Source organism: Pseudomonas libanensis (assembly GCF_001439685.1).
Classification (GTDB): Bacteria; Pseudomonadota; Gammaproteobacteria; order Pseudomonadales; family Pseudomonadaceae; genus Aquipseudomonas; species Aquipseudomonas libanensis.
In genome coordinates, this window is record NZ_JYLH01000020.1 from 19,942 (window position 1) to 37,241 (window position 17,300).

The window sequence follows — 17,300 nt, forward strand, 5'->3', positions numbered from 1 at the left end:
CCATGCACGGGCTTAACCTCTCTGAACTGGCGGTCAAACACCGCGCAGTGACGCTGTTCTTGCTTATTGCAATCCTGGTCGCCGGACTGTTCGCGTTCGGCAAACTCGGGCGCGCCGAAGACCCCTCGTTTACCGTCAAGGTCATGACCATCACCGCCGCCTGGCCCGGTGCTACCGCCCAGGAGATGCAGGAGCAGGTAGCCGACCGCCTGGAAAAACGCCTGCAGGAGCTGGACTACTACGACCGCGTCGAGACCATCGCCCAGCCGGGTTTTGTGTCGATGCGCATGACCTTTCTCGAATCCACACGCCCGAGCGAAATCCAGGCACTGTTCTACCAGACCCGCAAGAAGCTCAGTGACGAAGCCGCGCAACTGCCCAAAGGCGTGATCGGGCCGTTTTTCAACGATGAATACTCTGATGTGTATTTCGCTCTGTACGCCCTGGAAGCCGAACACCTGCCCCATCGCCAGCAAGTGCAAATGGCCGAGACCCTGCGCCAGGGTTTGCTCAACCTGCCGGGGGTGAAAAAGGTCAATATTCTTGGCGAGCAGGCCCAGCGGGTGTTTGTCGAGTTTTCCTATGAGCGCCTGGCGACCCTGGGCATCAAGCCCGAGCAGATTTTTGCCGCCCTCGCCGCCCAGAACGCGGTGGCGCCCTCGGGCTTTGTCGAGACCGCTGGCGCCCGTGCGTATATCCGTATCGACGGTGCCTTCGACAGCCTGGCGCTGATTGAAAACGTGCCCCTGCAAGTCAATGGCCGGGTGCTGCGCATTGCCGATGTCGCCAGCGTCAGCCGCGGTTATGAGGACCCGCCCAGCTACCGCATCCGCCATCAGGGCGACCCGGCGTTGATGCTCGGGGTGATCATGGAGAAACACTGGAACGGCCTGGAGCTGGACCAGAGCCTGCAGGCCCAGGAAGCCAACATCCGCGCCGACCTGCCCCTGGGCGTGAACTTCGTCAAGGTCTCCGACCAGGCGAAAAACATCAGCCTGGCGGTGAATGAGTTCATGCTCAAGTTCTTCGTCGCCCTGGCCGTGGTGATGCTGATCAGCCTGCTGGCCCTGGGCTTTCGCGTGGGCCTGGTGGTGGCGGCAGCCGTGCCGCTGACGCTGTCGATCGTGTTCGTGATCATGCTGGTCACCGGGCGCGAATTCGACCGCGTCACCCTCGGCGCGCTGATCATTTCCCTGGGCTTGCTGGTGGATGACGCGATCATTGCCATCGAAATGATGGTGGTGAAACTCGAAGAAGGCTTTGATCGTATCCATGCGGCGACCTACGCCTGGAGCTCCACAGCTGCGCCCATGCTGACCGGTACGCTGGTGACGATCATCGGCTTTTTACCCGTGGGGTTTGCGCGCTCCGGAGCGGGCGAGTACGCCGGGAACATCTTCTGGATCGTCGGCTTTGCATTGATTTCATCGTGGTTGGTGGCGGTGGTGTTTACCCCGTACCTAGGCGTGAAGCTGTTGCCGCAGATCAAGCCTGTGCCCGGCGGGCATGAGGCGATTTATGCCGGGCGTTACTATCAGAAACTCCGTCGCTTGGTGGAGGCCTGCGTGCGCGGGCGCTGGCTGGTGACCGGGCTGGTGGTGGCCGCGTTTGTGCTGTGCGGCCTGGGTATGGCGGTGGTGAAGAAACAGTTCTTCCCCGACTCCGACCGTTCGGAGCTGATTCTGGAAGTGTACATGCCGCCCGGCAGCGCCTTCAAAAGCACTGAGGCGGTGGCGGCGCAGGTGGAGCAAGCCCTGCTGCAAGAGCCGCAGACGAGCATGGTCGACACCTATGTCGGCGGCGGCGCACCGCGGTTTTTCCTGTCGCTGAACCCGGAAATGCCCGACCCGGCATTCGCCAAGTTGATCGTGCAAACCCCGGACTCCCACGCCCGCGATGCTTTGAAAGTGCGCATGCGCGAGCGCATCGCGGCGGGTGAGTTTCCAGCGGCGCGGGTGCGTGTCACGCAATTGGTGTTCGGCCCGCCGGTGCCGTTCCCCGTGGTGTTCCGTGTATCCGGGCCCAACCTGGACGAGCTGCGCGGGCTGTCCGAGCAAGTGCGCCAAGTGGTGGCCGCCAATCGGCTGACCCGTGACACCTTCCTCGAATGGGGCGAGCGCGCCAGCGGTTATCGCCTGGTGTTGGACCAGGATCGCCTGCGCTTGCTGGGTTTCACCCCCGACGAGGTCAAATCCCAGCTCAACGCCCTGCTCAGCGGCAACCCGATCACCGAAGTGCGCGAGGGCAACCGCACCGTATCCGTGGTGGCCCGCGCCCAAGGCAACCAGCGCGAGGACCTCGCCAACCTCAACAACATGACCCTGACCAACAGCGCCGGCACGTCGGTGCCGCTGGCCCAGGTCGGGCATTTCCAGGCGGTGATGGAAGAGCCGATCCTCAAGCGCCGCAACCGCGCAACCACCGTGGAAGTGCGCGCCGACATCATCGACGGGGTGCAACCGCCCGACGTGGAAATGGCCGTGTACAAAGACCTGCAACCGCTGATCGCCAAGCTGCCGCCCGACTACCACATCGACATCGGCGGCCCGGTGGAAGAAAGCGCCAAGGCCAACGTGGCGCTGGCGGCATTGTTCCCGATCATGATCCTGCTGACCCTCACGGTGATCATGTTCCAGGTGCGGTCCTTCGGCGTGATGTTGATGGTCTTCGCCACTGCGCCCCTGGGCTTGATCGGCGCGGTGCCGACCTTGCTACTGTTCAACCAGCCGTTTGGGTTTAACGCGATCCTTGGCTTGATCGGCATCGGCGGCATCCTGATGCGTAACACGTTGATCTTCACCGACCAGATTCGCCAGAACCAGGACCACGGCATGGCGATTCGCGAGGCAATCATCGAGGCCACGGTGCGCCGAGCGCGACCGGTGATCCTCACCGCACTGGCAGCGGCGCTGGCGTTTATTCCGCTGACGCTGTCGGTGTTCTGGTCGTCCCTGGCCTATGTGTTGATTGGCGGGGTGCTGGTGGGCACGGTGCTGACACTGTTGTTCCTGCCGGCGCTGTGCAGCCTGGTGCTACGCGACGAGGTTGCCGAAACGTCCCACGTAAACGCCGGATAAGCTCTACTCCCCCGCCCTGAAAACCCCTGCAAAGTCCCTCGCCTGATCAAACAGTGCGAGGGATTGCAGATGGTTTTTCTTGTTAGTGCACTGGTTGCCGGGGCTGGCTCTTGATTCCGGCGTTTGCCAGCTTTGTGCTGGCTCCCATGGATCCCAAGGCGCCGGACGTCAAAGGCGTACTAGCGGATTTTCGCACCTGCCTGAACACGTTCGATGAGTGGGCCGACAGCCTGTTGAGTGGCTCGGCACTGACCGTGGAGCAGCTGTTCAAGGTTGGGGAAGACGTCGCACTAGTCGCGCCTATCTCTTCCGAAAAACCCAGCCGCACGGTCGCTCAATGCAAAGCCCAGGGTGGGTTGACCCTGGTGCATCTGTTCGAAAGTACCCAATTCGTCCCCATCGGCAACACCCGGGTGATGCTGCAAGCCATTGCCCAGGATGGCAGCCCGGTGGGCGCGCCGATCCACCACACCATTGGCCCCAGCGGCATTCTTGAAGTCAACGACTGCAGCCGCGACCAGCGCTACCAGATCACCTTTTACCCCAATGTTTCCAAGGATCACGTCAAGGCGCTGTATGCCTCCTACGGGTCAGTGATTGCGGGGCTGGAAGCTGATCTGCGTAAACAATGGGACGAGCGTTTCAAGCCTCAGTGGGCAGACTTTTCCCAAGCGCCAGCCTACAAGCGCAGCGGCCTACAGGGCATTGCCTTTGCATCCGGGATTGGCAAGGCCTTCTACAACCTGTGGGACAACATCACCGAGCTGTATGACCTGCTCGCGAACCTCAAATCCAACAGCGAGAAACTGCTCAAGTACATCTCCCAGGCCGACCTGGATGAATTGCTCAAGCTGGGCAAAGACACGTTGGCCAAAGGCTTGCTGGTGCTCAGTGATGAGCCGCTGTTGTTTATCTACCTGGCGGCGATGGTGGCGTGGATACGCATGCTGCCGCCACCGCAGATGTATGAGCTGCTGGGTGAAATCACCGGCGAAGTCTTGATCAACCTGCTGCTGATCTGGGCCACGCGGGGTATTGGGGTACAACTGCGCCTGGGTGCGCAGATGCTCAGTCGCGTCAAGTCCGGGCAAGCGCGGGCGTTGTTGGAGTTGCTGGCCAAGCAGGCAACGGGGCCTCGGTTGGAAACCCATGTGGAGGTGGCCAAGCCTGTGTTGCTTGGCAGTGCGGCGACGCCGGTCAAGGTGGTGCCGGCTGTACCGTTGAAGGCTGGCGAGCAGTTGGTTGCGAATCCGGTGCCGGCGGTGCGCAGCAAGACCCGGCAGACGGTGCTGGTGCGGCAGGAGGCTGTCGATGATGTGCCAGCCGTGGGTTCGAATCCGAAAGGGGATGCGGCGGGCCCAGCGGATAAAACTGCAACCAGCGGCTGCCCGGTGTCGATGGTCACTGGGGAAGAGTTACTGACCCTTACCGATGGCGTGCTGGATGGAATTTTGCCGTTTGAGTGGACGCGGCTGTATCGCACCAGTGCGGTGGAAGTGGATTGTGGGTTGGGGTTTGGCTGGAGTCATGGGCTGGCGCACAGGCTTGCTGTATCGGGCGAATCGGTGGTGTGGACCGACCATGAGAATCGCCGTACGCAGTTTCCGTTGCCCACCGATTCTCGAGCCGCGATCACCAATAGCCTGGCCGAAGCGGCGATCTACCTGGGCTCGGCGCCTGATGAACTGGTGTTGGCCCAGGCGTCGCGGTTTTATCACTTTCGCGACGGGGTGCTGGTCTCGATCAGCGATGCGTATGACAACCGCCTGCGCATTGTCCGTGATCGTTCCGGGCGGATTGAGAGGTTGGATAACGGTTGTGGCCGTTCGCTGCTGCTGCGCTATGAGTTGGATCGCATCGTCGCGGTGGACTACCAGGTTCATCGCGCCAAAGGTCGTGAGCCCTACGTCTGGGAGACCGAGCAGAACGTCGTTTCCTACGCCTATGACGAAGACGGACGACTGGTTTGCGCGACCAATGCCGTCGGGGAAAGCGAGCGTTATCGGTACGACGAGCAGCACGTCATTCTCGAGCGGCAGTTGGCCGGTGGGGCGAGTTTCTTTTGGGCGTGGGAAGGCTCTGGCAAGGCGGCACGCTGTGTCCGGCATTGGGCGAGTTTTTCGCAGATGGACACGCGGTATGCCTGGGGGGATGACGGCCGTGTCACGGTGCATAACGCTGATGGTAGCCAGGAAGTTTACGTCCACGATGATCGGGCGCGCTTGGTACAGCGCATTGATCCGGACGGTGCCCAGCACTTCAAATCCTACGATGAAAAAGGCCGGCTGACCGTCGAGCAAGATCCGCTGGGCGCGGTGACGGCCTATCAGTACGACGAAGCCGGACGCTTGGTGGCGCTGTTTCCGGGGGATGACGAGCCGACGTCCTACGAGCATGACAACGGTTTCGTACGGGTTGTCAGGCGCGGCGAAGCGGTCTGGAAATATGAGCGTAATGACCAGGGCGATGTTACGCGTAGGACCGATCCCGATGGGCAGGTCACGGACTATAGCTACAACAAACGCGGGCAGTTAACCGGGGTTTGGTACCCCGATCACAGTTGTCATCGGTTGGTGTGGAATGAGCGTGGGCAGTTGCTCGAGGAGCAATTGCCCAATGGCGCGATCAAGCGTTATCGCTATGACGATCTTGGACGGGAGATTGCCCGTGAGGATGAACATGGCGCGCAGGCTCTTTATGAATGGGACGCCGTAGGACGTCTACTGAAACTGACCCAGCCCGGCGGCGCCACTCGGGAATTCAGCTACAACCCCTACGGAAAAATCATCGCCGAGCGCGATGAGCTCGGCCACGTCACCCGTTACGAATACGCCGACGGCCTGCACCTGATCAGCCGCCGCCTCAATGCCGACGGCACCCAGGTCAAGTACCGCTACGACAACGCCCGGCTGTTGCTCACCGAGATCGAAAACGAAGTCGGCGAAACCTACCAGCTCACCTATCACCCCAACGGCCTGATCCAACAGGAAACCGGCTTCGACGGCCAGCGCACCGCCTACGCCTACGACCTCAACGGCAACCTGCAGGAAAAGACCGAACACGGCGACGACGGCAGTCAGCTCATTACCCGCTACGAGCGCGACCACGCCGGGCGCCTCGTCCGAAAAACCCTGCCCGATGGCAGCATTGTTGAATATACCTACGACCGCCAAGGCAACCTCCTCAGTGTCGAAGACGGCCACTGGGCGCTGGCCTACGAGTACGACCACCAAAACCGCCTCACCGCCGAACACCAAGGCTGGGGCACCCTGCGCTACGGCTACGACGCCTGCGGCCAATTACAAAAACTGCGCCTGCCGGACAACAATCGCCTCACCTTCAACCACGACAAAGGCGGCCACCTCGCCACCGTCGAGCTCAACGGCGAAGTGCTCACCTCTCACCTTTTCCGAGCCGGTCGTGAACACCAGCGCCAACAAGGCCAACTGCTCAGCCACTACCACTACGACGACCAAAACCGCCTGCACGCCCACGCCGTCACACAGCAGGAAAATTACCTTTACCAGCGCCAATACGACTACGACAAATCCGGCAACCTCACCCGCCTGCTCGACACCCGCAAAGGCCAACACGATTACCGCTACGACCCGCTCACCCGTCTGACCCGCGCCGATCATTCACAGGACGTACAAGAACGCTTCGCCCACAACCCGGCGGGCAACCTGCTCATGCAAGACCGCCCCGGCCCGGACATCGTCGCCGCTAACCGCCTGGTGATCCAGGGTGACCGCCACTACGACTACGACGCCTTCGGCAATCTGATACGCGAACGACGCGGCAAAGGCCAGCAACTCGTCACTGAATACTGCTACGACTGCCAGCATCGGCTGATCGAGGTCAAAAAGCCCAACGACGAAACCGCCAGTTACCGCTACGACCCTTTTGGGCGGCGCATCAGCAAGACCGTGGAGGGCAAGACCACCGAGTTTTTCTGGCAAGGCGATAAGTTGATTGCCGAGCATCATGCGGATTGTCATCGCAGCTACATCTACGAGCCCGGCAGCTTCCGTCCACTGGTACTGCTGGAAGGCTACGGCCCACAAGCCACAACGCCCTACCACTACCAACTCGACCACCTTGGCACACCACAAGAACTCACCGACACCGCAGGCGAAATCGTCTGGTCCGCCCACTACCGCGCCTACGGCCAGATCGCCCGGCTCGACGTAAGCAAGATCGACAATCCGTTGCGCTTTCAAGGGCAGTATTTCGATCAGGAAAGCGGACTGCACTACAACCGTCATCGCTACTACAATCCGGATATCGGTCGTTACCTGACGCCGGATCCGGTGAAGTTGGCGGGTGGGATCAATGGGTACCAGTACGTGCCCAACCCGACGGGATGGGTGGACCCGTTGGGTCTAAATACGTGCCCAGGTAGGGATGGGTGTCAGTCAACAACCGGCCCAGATAGCCCAATAGCAAAGGCAAGAGTTGATGAGGGGCAACCCTCAGCGCCTCAACCGACCGGGGATCATAGACGGGCTAGAATAGAGGAGCTAAGTGAGACAAATGCGAAACGTCGAATTTTGGAATACGAAGCAAAGTACGACATGCACATGGTTGGCAAGCATGGTCCAGAAGTTGAGCCATCTAAAATGAGTCAACGTTCGATAGATGGAACGGACCCCATAACAGGTAGCTTACCGCTTAAGAGAAAAGGCGTTCCCAGCTCACAATTTAACAGTTGGAAGCTTCAGCTTCAGGCTTGGACAAAGGCAACTTCAAGGGTTGAACGTGGACTCCCGCGTTACACCGGAATAGATGGTAACAAGAACGATATAGTCCGACTAGAACTGCCAGGTGCTGGGCGTGGCTACAGGCCAAACAAGATGGACCCGAACAATCCATTATTTAACCCTTCGATGAATGGTGCCGAAATGAAATTCCGTGAAGATGGCACGCCATTTACCCTATTCCCTATTAAGGAGTGAAAAATGCTATTTCATCCATGCTCTGAAAGCATACCTTTCGACGCAAGCTTACGCTATTTCGTGGGAGCTTTCGATATTTACGATAGGGAAGAAACCAAGGGAAAAGAGCTGTATGCCTATAACCCCAACAACGAGGAAGATAGGGAATACCTAATTATAAAGTACTGCCTAGACCCTCATACCAGATACTCTTATCGTCACAAATACAAATTAATTGAAAACCTAGTTACTGCTCTAAACACTGAAAACTTTGACTTTGGCTCCTTCTTTGAAGACGACCCTGATGAGCATTCATCGATGGCCTGGGACGAAACAGAAATAGCCGACCCCCGAGGCTTCTTTGCGGACATCTATCGGCTAGCCAACGAGGTCTGGAAAGAAGATCTCCAAAAAGCCAGCCTCGAAGACCCTGCCACATGGTGACCCCCAGTATTGAATACACCAAATATCCAATGTGGGAGGCGGCTTGCCCCCGATGGCGGTGTGTCAGCTTGCACATGCATTGACTGAACCACTGCTATCGGGGGCAAGCCCCCTCCCACATTTGGATTGAGGCACATCAGGCAAATATTCGGCGGCTGAAACATCGCCACTGCTGCAAGCCAAGCCCCTCCCACATTTATATCTACCTCGTTCTGTAATCCCGGATCTGATCAGCGCTTGGCCAGTTCCATAATCATCCGGCTCAACAAATAAACCCGCGGCACTACACTCTCCACCTCGGCATATTCCTCCGGTGTGTGAATATTCCCGCCCACTATCCCAAACCCATCCAACGTCGGCGTACCTACCCCGGCCGACAAACTCGCGTCCGCCGCCCCACCGCTGCCTTCGATGGTCAACTTGCGTCCAAGCTCACCATAAATACCCTGGGCTATCGCCACCAACTTATCCGACTCGGCCGTCTGCGGCATCGGCGGTAAGCCGCGTTGCAGGCTGGTCTTCACGTCGGTTTCGGGGATCAGTTTGTTCGCTGAAACCCGGGCCAGGTCCTTTTCGATCCGGTCAAACTCTTCCGGCAAGGCGGCGCGTACGTCGGCCTTGGCGGTGGCCTGGTCGGGGATGACGTTGGTGCGGTCGCCGGCCTTGAGCACGGTGAAGTTGATGGTGGTTTTCTTGTCTTCATCGCCCAGCTTGCCCAGTTGCAGGATCTGGTGCGCGGCTTCCATGGCGGCGTTGCGTCCCAGTTCCGGGGCGACGCCGGCGTGGGCGGCCTTGCCTTTGACTTCGACCACGGCGGTGGCGCTGCCTTTGCGCCACACCACCAGGCCGTCGGCTGGGCGGCCGGGTTCAAGGTTGAGGGTCACGTCGTGGCCCTTGGCAGTGTTGCGGATCAGTTCGGAGGCGGCTTCGGAGCCGGTTTCTTCGCTGGCGTCGAGCAGGAAGGTGATTTGCGCGTAGTCCTTGAAGCCCTGGTTTTTCAGGACTTTAAGTGCGTAGATGCCGGCGACGATGCCGCCCTTGTCATCCATTACGCCGGGGCCATAGGCGCGGCCGTCCTTGATGTGGAACGGGCGTTCGGCGGCCGAGCCTTCCTTGAAGACGGTGTCCATGTGGGCCATCAGCAGGATTTTGGCCTTGCCGGTGCCCTTGAGCGTGGCGATCACATGGCTGTTGTTGGCGGCTTTGTCCGGCACCAGCTCAATGCTGAAACCCAATTGTTTTAACTCGTCCACGGCGATGTCGCGCACTTGGGTCAGGCCCGGCTCGTAGCCTGAACCTGAATCGATGTTCACCAGGCGTTCGAGCAGTTTCAGGGCCTCGGCCTTGTACTGTTCGGCCTCGGCCTGGATCTGTTTGTGGGGTTCGGCGCTGTAGGCCGGCAGGACGAAGGACAAGGCCAGGGTGGCGGCCAGGAGGGTACGCGGGAAGGTGAAGAGCATGGGCCGATCCTTGTTTTTGTTGGAAAGTGCGCCAATACCCTACCCCACTAGACCGAGCGCAACCAACTCCCCTGCACTGCGCTGACGCGGTTGCGCCCGCTGCTCTTGGCTTCGTACAACGCCTGGTCGGCATCGTTGAGCCAACTGATGGCGTCGGCATGGGCAGGCTGATACAGCGCCAGGCCGATGCTCAAGCTGACGCGCAGTGTCGGGTCCTGAGCGTAGGCCAAGGCGTTGAAGCGATCGCGCAGCGCCTCCATGACCTCAGTGGCACGGTTGAGCGGCATGTCTGGCAGGATCACGCAGAACTCATCGCCACCGTAACGTCCGGCCAGGTCGGTGGTGCGCAGGTTCTGGCGCAGCACCTTGCTTAACTGGCGCAGCACGATATCGCCGGTCACATGGCCGTAGGTGTCGTTGATGGTCTTGAAGTGGTCGATGTCGATCAAGGCGATGGCTGCACCCGCCGGGCCTCGGCGGCAGCGTTGGAATTCGATGTCCAGGTGGTCTTTCCAGGCCCCGTGGTTGAGCAGGCCGGACAGGCTGTCGGTACGGCTCAGGGCCAGCAGCTCGCGCTTGTGGCGGGCCAGGGTTACCGCCTGGCGATAGCAGATCCAGCCCAGGGCCATCGGATACAGCATCAGGATCGGCAGGCAGGCATACACCTGGGCCTGGGTGGTCACGGTGATGAACGCCGGGGCGAATATCAGCAGCGCCGTGCCCAGCCCCAGCGCCTGTGCCACCCAGCCAGCGAACATGAAGCGCGGGCCGCCGATGGCGACGTTGTTCATGCTCATCATCGACAAGGTGGTGACGCTGGGCAGCGGGTTGAAGTGCATCGCGCCGACCCAGAAGCCACCGCAGAAGGAGTCGAACAACAGGCTGCGGCGCTCACTGCGCAACGTGTGGACCGCACGCAACGAAATTTGAAAAGCCACATGCGGCCACACAAACGCGTTGATCAGCATCCAGGCCCACACCCACACGGAGGGACTCAGCGGGTACATGCCAAACGCGACGCAAATAAAGCCGAGCGCGAGCCCCAGGAGGCGTGATTTGTACAAGCGCGAAGCGAGCGGAAGTCCATTTCCTCCGACGGCTGACATGGTGGAGTGCAATCCAGGGGGAGTGCCTGGAGTCTATCAGGGTAACGGCAAATCGCCACTACCACTTAGAAGCTGACGTCAGTGTGAAAAACCACGCGCCAGCATCAGCGCAACGCCCAACAGCAACATCGCGGTGATGCGCTGCAACAACACCCGCCGCTTGGGGTTTTCCAACACGTGCTTGATACGCTGGCCGAAATAGCAATACAGGCAGCCGCTGGCAAATTGCAGCAGCAGGAACGTCAGGCCAAGGATGGCGATATCCGCCGCTGAACTGTGCTCCCCCGCCCCGGCGAACTGCGGGAACACCGCACTGAACATGATGATGGTCTTGGGGTTGGAAAACCCGGTCAACAACCCTTTGCCGAACAGGCTGCGCGAGCCCTCCACTGTGCCGGCGTTGATTGCCACACCGCTGCTGGTCCACTGTTTATAGGCCAGATACAAGATGTAGGCCACGCCGACAAACTGGATAGTCTGGGTAATGGCGAGGTTGCCCTTGATCAACTCCGAGAAGCCGACGGCAAAGATCAGGATGGAAATCAGGTACGACACGCTGGCGCCGATCTGCGCCGGGATCGAACTGCGCAGGCCGTCCTTCAAGCCCAGGCTCAGCAACAGCAGGGTCATGGGGCCGGGGCTGAAGGTCATGGTGGCGCAAAACAGCAGGAAGTAGAGAAACGAAGACAGGGTTAACGCACTTGTCATGGCCAGGGACCTTGAATGGATAGAAACAGCAACGGGGCGAGCGCCGCAAGCGCCCGCCCCTGTGTCCGTCAGGCGACAGCGATTTCGGTCGTCAGGGATTCGCGGTACATCACCGCCAGGTCAGCCAGGGCCGCCTTGGCGGTCTGGTTGCGGGTTTCGAAGGCCACCAGGCCTTTCCAGTTAGTCTCGACGATGGCCTGCATGACGTCGGCATAGTCACAGTTGCCGTCGTGAATGCCGAAATGCTGATCCTGCACGCCATTGTTGTTGCTGAAGGAAATGCCCTTGATCAGGTGGTGATACTTGCGCACCACTTCCGCCGGCAGACCGTTCTCGATGTTGGCGTGGCCGGCATCGAGGAAAAAGTACAGATTGCTGTGGGCTTGCAGGCGCTCGAACACAAAGGCGTATTCCGCTTCATGGGTGAAGATGTAGTGGAACGGCCGGTAGTTGACGTAGTTGGACAGGTTTTCCAGGTAGATATCCGTGCCCTTGGCCTCGGCGTAAATCGCCAGCTCCTGCACCGACTTCAGGTAATGCTCCAGGGCGACCTTCTTGGCCATCAGCACCATTTTCGGTTCGACGATGCAACCGCCATGAATGATCAGCGGCGCGCCCAGGCGGCTGGCGATGTCGATTTCTTTCTTTACATATTCCACGGCCGCGGCCCGGAACGCCTCGACGTCACTGGCCAGCGGCGCCTTGAAGTTGCCATGGAAGACCGGCTTGATGCCGGTGGCCGCGATTTGCGCCTGCAGGCTTTCGATGCGCGCATCGGTCCAGTCGTCGACCATTTCCCCAAACAGGCTGCCGTCGATATACCAATGGGTGCAGTTGCCTTCGATGGCGGTTTCCAGGCCTTTCTCGGCGCCCAGGTATTTCTGGTGGGCCACACCGGTGCAGAACGGCACGGTGGCGTTGATCAGTTTGCTTTCCATGGGGCGATTCCTTTCGTGGATGGAGCGTCAGGCTTCTAGAGGTTCGGGGAGCTCAATGGCCATGAAGTCGGCCTTGGTCACGCCGCAATCCGGGCATGTCCAGTTTTCAGGCACCTCTTCCCAAGGGGTGCCTGCGGGTATCCCGTCCTCCGGGATACCCAATTCTTCCACGTACATAAAACCGCAGGGAGCACACATATAAGTCTTCATGAGAATGCAGAATCCATTGCCCGCGTGTAGGAAACTTCGCCAACTCCTGGCGAGCTGCCGCGCAGTCTAGGGGACTGGCATTGCACAAGGCAGGTAAAGTGATGCCTAATCCGGCCTAACTTCACCGGTAAAAGCACCAGCAAAGACAAGGAAGGTTCATGTTTGTATCGGCTATCGCCTTTGTGGATGGCACCCCCAAGGTGCAACAGATCGTCGAGGCATTCAGCCAGGCCATCGAAAACGGCGAATGGGCACCGGGCAGCAAGTTGCCGTCGGTGCGTGAATTGACCCAGGTCCTGGGCGTCAGCAAGTTCACCCTCAACGAAGCGCTGGACCGTTTGCGCGGGCGCCACCTGCTCACCTCCAGCCAGGGTCGTGGCTATTTCGTGGCCATGGACAACGCCCGCCCGGCGTCGGTGACCTGGGTCGACCTGTTGCCCCAGGACCTGCTCAGCGTATTGCGCCGCCCTTTGGTCACCGCCAGTGGCGAGCTGCGTCCGGGTGGCGGGCACCTGCCGGAGGAATGGCTCAATGGCGAGGCAATTCGCCAGGCCATGCGCAGCGTCGTGCGCGCGCCGTCGTTGCGCATCGCCGGGCTGGGCACGCCGGCCGGGTTGCTGCCGTTGCGCCAGGCGTTACAACAGAAGTTGCATGGCGAGGGCTTGTCGGTACCGGTGGAGCAAATCATCACGACGCCCAACACCGTGCAGGGCCTGGACATGCTTATGCGCCTGCTCGCCCGGCCCGGCGACACCGTGCTGCTCGATGCGCCGTGCTACTTCAACTTCCACGCCAACCTGGCGCTGCACGGCGTCAAGGTCATCACCATCGAGCGCCGCCCCGACGGTTTCGACTTCACCGCCCTCGAACACCTGCTCGCCGAACACCGCCCCAGCCTGTACCTGACCACCAGCGTGTTGCATAACCCCACCGGCCACTCCTTCAGCCCAAGCCAGGCGTTTCGCCTGCTGCAACTGACCCAGCAGTACCACTGCCATATCGTCGAGGATGACCTCTACGGCGACCTGCACCCCAACCCGCCACCGCGCCTGGCCGCCGTTGCCGGGCTGGACCAGGTCACCTACCTGTCGGGGTTCTCGAAGATCCTCAGCGCCAACACCCGAGTCAGCTACGTGGTGGCCGCGCCGCAACTGGCCGCCAACCTGACCAATATGAAATTGATGAGCGGCGGCGTGACCTCGGAACTGTTTGAGCAGATCGTCTACCGCATGCTCAGCGAAGGCAGCTACGCCAAGCATCGCAAGCGCATGGTGCAACGCCTGGTCGAGGCCGGCGGGCGCGTCGAGCAATGGCTCAAGCGTTGCGGTTGCGAACTGCCGATGGCCTATGAAGGCGGGATGTTTATCTGGGCGCGCCTGCCGCCGGGGGTCAACGGTGAACTGCTGGCCCAGGAGGCATTGAAACGCAGCATGGTGCTCGCGCCCGGCGCGCTGTTTGGCTACGACCCGGCCCATCGTGACTCGATGCGCTTCAACGTGGCCCATAGCGATGAGCCACGGGTGCAGCGGGTGTTTGAGGCGCTGTTGTTGCATGGGGTTGCCCAGAGCAATTCCCGCGCGTAAGCGTCGCCCAATGAACCTTTCACCCCGGCAGCGGAATCACCCGCAACGGCCGCACCGACTTATAGGAAAAGCTTGAGTAGATCTCCTTGACGCAGGGCAACGTCTGCAAGACTTCGCGAGCAAACTCGCCAAAAGACTCCAGGTCCTTGGCCACCACTTCCAGCAAAAAGTCATAGCGCCCCGACACGTTATGGCAGGCCACGATTTCCGGAATTTCCAACAGCCGCTGCTCGAACGCCCGGGCGATGTCCTGGGTGTGGCTGTCCATCATGATGCTGACAAAGGCCGTCACGCCGTAGCCCAGCGCCTTGGGTGAGAGGATCGCCTGGTAGCCACTGATCACCCCGCTGTCCTCCAGGGCGCGCACCCGCCGCCAGCATGGTGACGTGGTCAAGGCCACCCGCTCGGCCAGTTCGGCCACGGTCAGGCGGGCGTTGCCTTGCAATGCGTTTAACAGCGCTTTATCAGTACGGTCCAGCTTGATGGGCATGACGTGCCTCTAATCCTTGTTTTTATCGGTGTTTGATCCACAAACGCGGCTTTTCCCAGCATTTTTTGCAAGGTTCATCTGCGGTTATGAGCATAGCATTGTAGGAAATAAGGAGCGCCCGACATGAACAATAAACATCCCGCATCCGGCTTTTCTACCCGTGCGATTCATCACGGCTACGACCCCAAGGACCACCACGGCGCCCTGGTGCCACCGATCTACCTGTCGGCCACCTTCGCCTTTCCTACCGCCGAATATGGCGCCGCCTGCTTTGCCGGTGAAGCCAGCGGCCACTTCTACACGCGCATTTCCAACCCGACCCTGGCCTTGCTGGAATCGCGCATGGCCAGCCTGGAAAACGGCGAGGCCGCGGTGGCGTTCAGCTCCGGCATGGGCGCGATTGCCGCGACGTTCTGGACCCTGCTGCGCCCGGGCGATGAGATCATCGTCAGCCAAACCCTCTACGGCTGTACCTTCGCGCTGTTGCACCACGGCATCGGCGAGTTCGGCATCCAGGTGCGGCACGTCGACCTGACCGACCTGGCCGCCCTGCAAGCGGCGCTGTCCCCGGCGACCCGCATGATCTATTGCGAGACCCCGGCCAACCCCAACCTGCGCCTGATCGACATCGCCGCGGTGGCCGAGCTAGCCCATCGCCAGCCGAATATCACCCTGGTGGTGGATAACACCTACTGCACCCCTTACCTGCAACGTCCGCTGGAGTTGGGCGCGGATGTGGTGGTGCACTCTGCCACCAAATACCTCAGCGGCCATGGCGACATCACCGCAGGCATTGCCGTGAGCAGTCATGCCCTGGCGCAGCGCATTCGTCTGCAAGGGCTCAAGGACCTGACCGGTGCCGTGATGTCGCCCCAGGACGCGTCGTTGCTGATGCGCGGCCTCAAGACCCTGGCCCTGCGCATGGACCGCCATTGCAGCAGCGCCCAGGCAGTGGCCGAAGCCTTGCAGACGCACCCGGCCGTGCAATGGGTAACCTACCCCGGGCTGCGATCTTTCCCGCAGTACGAGCTGGCGAAACGACAGATGAAGCTGCCCGGCGGCATGATTGCCTTTGAACTCAAGGGCGGCATCGAGATGGGCCGGCGCTTCATGAACGCATTACACCTGTTCACCCGCGCGGTGAGCCTGGGGGACGCCGAGTCACTGGCCCAACACCCGGCGAGCATGACCCATTCCACCTACACCCCCGAGGAACGAGCGCAGCACGGTATCAGCGAAGGCTTGGTGCGTTTGTCGGTGGGGCTTGAGGATGTCGCGGACCTGCTGGCGGATGTGCACCAGGCCCTGGCCAAGTGCAGCCGCCCCAGCGTGCGCCCTGCCGCAACGGCAGCCCACGTCCTGAGGTAACGCCTCATCACGCGTTATTCTTTCCTACCAGCGGTGGTCGAACTTATCGCTCGTCGCTATAGGGTTTAATCTGTTTTTTTTCGGTTGGAAACCCCTTCCCTTCGCCAGCCTGTACTAGCATGGGTCTCGGCGGGAAGCATTATCACTGCGGGTTATTCATATTGGTCACCTTGTTAAACTCCGTCGCTATAAGGCTGGATGCCCGCGCTCGATACTCATGGACGAATTGATGAACTCACACCTGTTCCCCCATATAGGCAAGGTCATCGCCAGCACCGGCAGCCGCCATTTCCCACGCATGCTGCATGATCTTATCCTCACCCAATTGGCAGTGGACGCCACCCATATCACCCAGCTGCGGGTCAGCAGCCAAGGCCACAGCCGCCGCAAGATCAGCCCGGTCTACACCGACTCGGTGGCGGCCATGGGGCCTGAGCAACCTGCGGCACAACTGCACCTCACACGGCGCAAGGACGATGTGCGCTACGTACTGTCGGTGTACCGCTCACACCCATCCGAGAGTTTTTCCGCGCAAGAGCGCAGCATGCTGCAGGACTTCTCCACGCTGTTGCTGCCCATGGTGGAAAAGCACATCACCGCGATCCAGCCGTGCCGCCAGGACAATGCGACGCCAGTGCCGCAAAACCAGGGCATCGACACCCTGCGCCGACGCATCCAGGAGCGCCTGGTGCAGTCGGGGCTGAGCCTGTCCAAGCGTGAGCTGGAAGTATGCGTGGGCCTGCTGGCCGGCCGCACTGCGCCGGAACTGGCCGAGCAAATGGCGTTGAAGGTCAACACCATCGAAAGTTACCTCAAGCGCGCAGCGATCAAGCTGGGCATCAGCGGGCGGCATTCGTTGTTGCGGTGGATGTATGCCACAGACGACAGCACAAGCTTCTAATCCCACATTTGGCCTGTGTCGCCTGCTCAATCCACTGGCTAGCCTTCGCTTCGTCACTGCATATCAGCGATCGGATGTGAG

General features: G+C 60.4%; 12 protein-coding genes. 6 read left to right on the forward strand and 6 right to left on the reverse strand.

The genetic code is table 11. The features are described 5' to 3' along the window. The first annotated feature begins 2 nt into the window (after positions 1-2). From TU73_RS24685 to TU73_RS24695, 3 genes are all read left to right on the forward strand, one after another. Positions 3-3,077, forward strand: a complete 3,075-nt coding sequence (locus tag TU73_RS24685) for an efflux RND transporter permease subunit (RefSeq protein ID WP_057014386.1) — start codon at positions 3-5, stop codon at positions 3,075-3,077. 146 nt (positions 3,078-3,223) lie between these two features. Next, positions 3,224-8,032, forward strand: coding sequence for an RHS repeat-associated core domain-containing protein (locus TU73_RS24690; protein WP_156421254.1), 4,809 nt, complete (start codon positions 3,224-3,226; stop codon positions 8,030-8,032). A 3-nt stretch (positions 8,033-8,035) separates the two neighbouring features. Next, positions 8,036-8,455: a hypothetical protein gene (locus TU73_RS24695; RefSeq protein WP_057014387.1), complete on the forward strand. Its 420-nt coding sequence runs from the start codon at positions 8,036-8,038 to the stop codon at positions 8,453-8,455. A 230-nt stretch (positions 8,456-8,685) separates the two neighbouring features. Here TU73_RS24695 and TU73_RS24700 read toward each other — a convergent pair whose 3' ends face one another. The 5 genes from TU73_RS24700 to TU73_RS24720 all read right to left on the reverse strand — a co-directional run bounded on the left by TU73_RS24700 (position 8,686) and on the right by TU73_RS24720 (position 12,877). Next, positions 8,686-9,915 (reverse strand): M20/M25/M40 family metallo-hydrolase, encoded by a 1,230-nt coding sequence (locus TU73_RS24700; RefSeq protein ID WP_057014388.1) that lies wholly within the window; start codon positions 9,913-9,915, stop codon positions 8,686-8,688. Between the two features lie 47 nt (positions 9,916-9,962). Next, entirely contained in the window at positions 9,963-11,021 is a 1,059-nt protein-coding gene (locus tag TU73_RS24705) for a diguanylate cyclase (protein WP_057014389.1), read from the reverse strand. A gap of 78 nt (positions 11,022-11,099) precedes the next feature. After that, complete coding sequence (locus TU73_RS24710; RefSeq protein WP_057014390.1) at positions 11,100-11,729, reverse strand: LysE family translocator; 630 nt, start codon at positions 11,727-11,729, stop codon at positions 11,100-11,102. A 68-nt stretch (positions 11,730-11,797) separates the two neighbouring features. After that, a complete protein-coding gene (locus TU73_RS24715; RefSeq protein ID WP_057014391.1) occupies positions 11,798-12,667 on the reverse strand; it encodes a sugar phosphate isomerase/epimerase family protein in 870 nt (289 codons plus the stop codon). A 27-nt stretch (positions 12,668-12,694) separates the two neighbouring features. Beyond that, on the reverse strand, positions 12,695-12,877 hold the full coding sequence (locus TU73_RS24720) for a rubredoxin (protein WP_057014392.1): 183 nt from the start codon (positions 12,875-12,877) through the stop codon (positions 12,695-12,697). Positions 12,878-13,035: 158 nt separating this feature from the next. Between TU73_RS24720 and TU73_RS24725 the strand changes: the two genes are divergently transcribed. Next, positions 13,036-14,460: an aminotransferase-like domain-containing protein gene (locus TU73_RS24725; RefSeq protein WP_057014393.1), complete on the forward strand. Its 1,425-nt coding sequence runs from the start codon at positions 13,036-13,038 to the stop codon at positions 14,458-14,460. A 19-nt stretch (positions 14,461-14,479) separates the two neighbouring features. Here the strand turns inward: TU73_RS24725 and TU73_RS24730 are convergent, their stop codons facing one another. After that, positions 14,480-14,950, reverse strand: coding sequence for an Lrp/AsnC family transcriptional regulator (locus TU73_RS24730; protein ID WP_056846504.1), 471 nt, complete (start codon positions 14,948-14,950; stop codon positions 14,480-14,482). Between the two features lie 123 nt (positions 14,951-15,073). Here TU73_RS24730 and TU73_RS24735 point away from each other — a divergent pair, with 123 nt between their 5' ends. Both TU73_RS24735 and TU73_RS24740 read left to right on the forward strand, forming a co-directional pair. Further along, on the forward strand, positions 15,074-16,318 hold the full coding sequence (locus tag TU73_RS24735; protein ID WP_057014394.1) for a methionine gamma-lyase: 1,245 nt from the start codon (positions 15,074-15,076) through the stop codon (positions 16,316-16,318). A 229-nt stretch (positions 16,319-16,547) separates the two neighbouring features. Then, complete coding sequence (locus tag TU73_RS24740; protein WP_173668884.1) at positions 16,548-17,219, forward strand: helix-turn-helix transcriptional regulator; 672 nt, start codon at positions 16,548-16,550, stop codon at positions 17,217-17,219. Positions 17,220-17,300 lie beyond the last annotated feature (81 nt).